3 protein-coding genes, 1 tRNA gene and 1 pseudogene are annotated in these 3615 nt (G+C 33.5%); 2 read left to right on the forward strand and 3 right to left on the reverse strand.

Annotation, left to right across the window (positions count from 1 at the left end; all coding sequences use genetic code 11):
• On the forward strand, positions 1–189 hold a 189-nt coding region (locus tag K737_RS09995; RefSeq protein WP_161630419.1), incomplete at its 5' end, for a hypothetical protein.
• A gap of 81 nt (positions 190–270) precedes the next feature.
• Here K737_RS09995 and K737_RS02845 read toward each other — a convergent pair.
• Together K737_RS02845 and K737_RS02850 are read right to left on the reverse strand one after the other, a co-directional pair.
• Positions 271–489 carry a hypothetical protein gene (locus K737_RS02845; protein WP_024161399.1) on the reverse strand — a complete coding sequence of 73 codons (219 nt, stop codon included), beginning with the start codon at positions 487–489 and terminating at the stop codon, positions 271–273.
• A 610-nt stretch (positions 490–1099) separates the two neighbouring features.
• Positions 1100–2227 (reverse strand): extracellular solute-binding protein, encoded by a 1128-nt coding sequence (locus K737_RS02850; protein ID WP_006295731.1) that lies wholly within the window; start codon positions 2225–2227, stop codon positions 1100–1102.
• 388 nt (positions 2228–2615) lie between these two features.
• On the opposite strand from K737_RS02850, the gene K737_RS02855 reads away from it, so the two are divergent.
• Positions 2616–2687, forward strand: a tRNA-Glu gene (locus K737_RS02855).
• A 312-nt stretch (positions 2688–2999) separates the two neighbouring features.
• On the opposite strand, the pseudogene K737_RS11945 reads toward K737_RS02855, so the two are convergent.
• Positions 3000–3478 (reverse strand): annotated as a pseudogene (locus tag K737_RS11945) (IS5 family transposase); the annotation flags it as partial.
• Positions 3479–3615 lie beyond the last annotated feature (137 nt).

The raw sequence follows: 3615 nt of genomic DNA on the forward strand, positions 1-3615 counted from the left end.
GATCAAAAAACGTCTTCAAGGTTTTTAAGGAACACCACCTGTCAAATCCAAGGCTCCCATCAGGTTCATGCGTGTAGGTCGTCGTGGAAATGGGGGTGCCTGACAGGTGATTTTCGTTGCCATAGTGGGGGGCACGCCATCACCAAACAGGATGAGTTCATCCTTCGGCGGTATTGTCATCACCGTTAAATAAAGGCTTCCTGCTTGGCTGGCTGCCTTTTTAAATGAAAAATTATGGGCGTGCAGCCACGACGTCTTGCCTTAAATCGTCTACGCGCTGCTATAGGGTTCAAGAACATGAGCGCAGACATCGCTTACTTTCATATACGTCGTGGCCCAAATGCGCGATAAGTTCCGACATGACAACTGATCGTCATTCAGAAGAGCCTTAGCAATTTGACGATCTCCACCCTGATAACAAAACTGCCTTAATCCTATCTGCTGCGTTCTTAACGCAACACGATCTTCTTCTTTCAGAAATCTTTGCATAAAAAAAATTATTAACACATAAAATTAAACTTTTAAACTATTTCATTCAGCATGAGTATAACGCCCACACCTTCTTATTTTCCAGACAAAAGATCCTTTTTCCTATACCACTGATTATCCCGAAATCCATAACGTCTCATTTAACATTCCTCTCTTTTGCATTTTTATTAAATTCTCAAAAGTACAGAAAAATCAACTTAATTGAGGACGGGCTGCAAATACTTTGTTTATAAAAAAAACTATTTTACAAAAATTATGCGGTAAATACACGCAATATCTCATGACTACACACTCTAGAATCAGTAAGGTATACCTTATTTGATCTTCTTTCATACTTTCCTGATTTAAATCCAGTAAAAAAATCAGCACAAAATAATAAAAAAATAAAATAAAAATATTTTCTTAATAAAATTTTAAAGAACTATAATATTTACTATAATATTTTTCCATTTTACAATTCGTTCACTATAGTATTATTTTCTTCTATTTAATTGTATTCAATTACCAATCATTTATTTATTATGAAAAATTATCAGTGAAAAATGCAGTTGCAATTTATAATTATCCTAGGTTTAAATATTACATGTAAATTATTGTCTAATGCAATGTCTTATTCGTCCTCAGATCCATCTGAAATAGGTAATTCAACATTTTTTTCTCCCATTAAATCTAGCCACAAATCTGAAATATATCGCGTTAATTCTATAGAAGGAAGAAAATCTCCATGAAATTTTTTAAAGTGTTTTTTATCAGGAAAAATCTCTCTATTCTTTAATAGTTCCGGGAAAATCCAGGGATGCGAATGCGAAGAGGTGTTTGCAGTTTTTAATGCGTTACTAATCGCGGCCATGTTTTTGGGCCTTAAAACAAAATTGATAAATTTATGCGCAGCTTCTATATGAGTTGCTCGTTTAGGAATGGCCATCATATCAATAGTCATCATTACACCTTCTTTAGGAACAACATAACAAATATTCACAGAAGGAGAATACTGCTTTCCCTGAAAAGCAGCAAGTGCAATATTATCTGAAAATCCCTGCAAAATACTTGCTTCCTGCGCAAGCAGAGTATCTTCTTGCCGTGCATTTTGAAACCTGGTGATAAAAGGGCGAATTTTTTTAAGAAAATCGTACGCCTGTTTCCATAATTTTTTATCGGTACTGCAAGGATCTTTGCCCAAGTAAAGCAGAACTGCTTGGAATACGTCTTTTGCATTATCTAAAAGATAAATTCTGTAAGAAGAAAGTTTGCGAATCACTTTATAATCAAATATCATTCCCCAAGTGCGCAAATCTTTTACTCCAGAATTAGAAATTTTGTCTAAATTGACTCCAAGCCCTACAGACCCAAATAAGTAAGGAACCCCATAACAGTGCTCTGAGTCAATGCAAGAAACTTTTTCAAGAAATGCAGAATCTATATATTTTAAATTAGGAATTTGTTCTTTTGATAGAGGGCGGAAAAGTTTAGCCTTAGTTGTACGTGCAAAAGAAGGCCATGCAGTAATTATTACCACATCATAGCTATTTTCCATGCACAAATCCGTTTCTAAAATTTCTTCACTTTCATACGTATCATAAATGGCTTCTATTCCTGTTTCTTTCTGAAACTCTTTTAAAAGCTCTGGTGGAAAGTATCCTGCCCATCCATAAATGTACAACACCTTCTTACTAGATTTACATCCTGGAAGAATAAGCGTTCCGAAAAAAAGTAAGAAAATTAGAAATTTATTAAACATTAAAAGACCGAATGCTTTCGCTTTGATTTGCTTCTTGAAATACTATCAAATTTCTTGATTTTTCACAATCAGATAAAATGTATGGTTAGCTTTATCCTATTGATTTAAATAAAAAAATATATTTAGAACAATTTATAAGACATTGAAATTTTTCTGTGATGATTGGGGATAGTCTTTAATATTATACGTTAGATAAGGTATATAACAGATAACAATACTAATAAATCGTTTAGATTTTTAAATTTTCTCGCTTATTAAGCATAGTACAGAATGTTCCAGACACAAAAAAATACATAAAAAATCTGATCTTCTTAAAAAAAGCGTTTTGAATCTTATAGAGAGCATCGCGGAATTGCTTTTATGAAAAAATGTGCTAGAATTTTACTATGCCTTCTTCGTCTAGTGGTTAGGACATCACCCTCTCACGGTGGAAACAGGGGTTCAAGTCCCCTAGAAGGTGCGATTTATCTGGTTTTTAAACTTAAAATTTTTTTTTGTGATAATGTTATTAAATATTAGCTATTCATATACTTTAAAAAAGTTCAAGAAAAAATATATCGTTTTTTTTTGCTCTTATTATTTTTTGTCTTTAATAAATATTTTTTGGATTTAGTAACAAGCAAACAATGCCTCATAACTAAGCTTACTGATGCTTTTTTAAAAAGTTCTATAATTCTCCCTTTTGCCTCCTCAACAGAAAAATTATAAATAAAAATTTTAAAGATTTTTCACAGAATGTTACTTTCAAAATCAGCACTTCTAGATGGTGTCGTCACGAGAAATTCAACCAAAGAAAAAAGCGTCTAATTTGAACAGAAACGAGAAATGAGGAAGTATTTTTTGCTTATCGCGATGCAATTTCTCTTCAGCGGTTTAGGTAAAAAAATGCGTTCTCTACAAGATGTCTAAGTTTGTAAATATCTTTTCGTGTTCGCTTTGTTTTTTTATTTTTTTTGGGAGGAATAACAAGATTTATGTTGTTTTTTCTTTCCTCATCAACAATGTGATTGGTATAATATCCTTTATTTGCAAGAAGTATTTTGAACGCCTATTCCTTCAAAACGCTGGCTAGCTTGTTTGCAATCAGAAACGGTACCTGATGTAATAATAATTCTGACCGGCATGCCCTGGACATCCATGGCCAAATATAGCTTCGTGTTGCCCCCTTTTGTGCAACCCATGCCCTGGGTTGCCTCCCTTAGCCCCTGCTGCATGAAGATGCACTTTTATATGACTAGCATCTGTCATCAACTGACATACTCCCCCTCACTTTTTTGAAGGGTCTTTAAAAGATCCGAAAGACAGGCTATTTTATTAAAAATAAACAACAATGTTTAATGCAAATGAACCTTCGTACTTAGTATGATCGATCAGCGAAAGGTTCAGCA

Source organism: Holospora undulata HU1 (assembly GCF_000388175.3).
Lineage (GTDB): Bacteria > Pseudomonadota > Alphaproteobacteria > Holosporales > Holosporaceae > Holospora > Holospora undulata_A.

Bases quoted from the DNA above. Each gene is read 5' to 3' on its own strand.
- K737_RS02850 (WP_006295731.1), bottom strand. From the start codon at position 2,227: ATGTTTAATAAATTTCTAATTTTCTTACTTTTTTTCGGAACGCTTATT.
- K737_RS02845 (WP_024161399.1), bottom strand. From the start codon at position 489: ATGCAAAGATTTCTGAAAGAAGAAGATCGTGTTGCGTTAAGAACGCAG.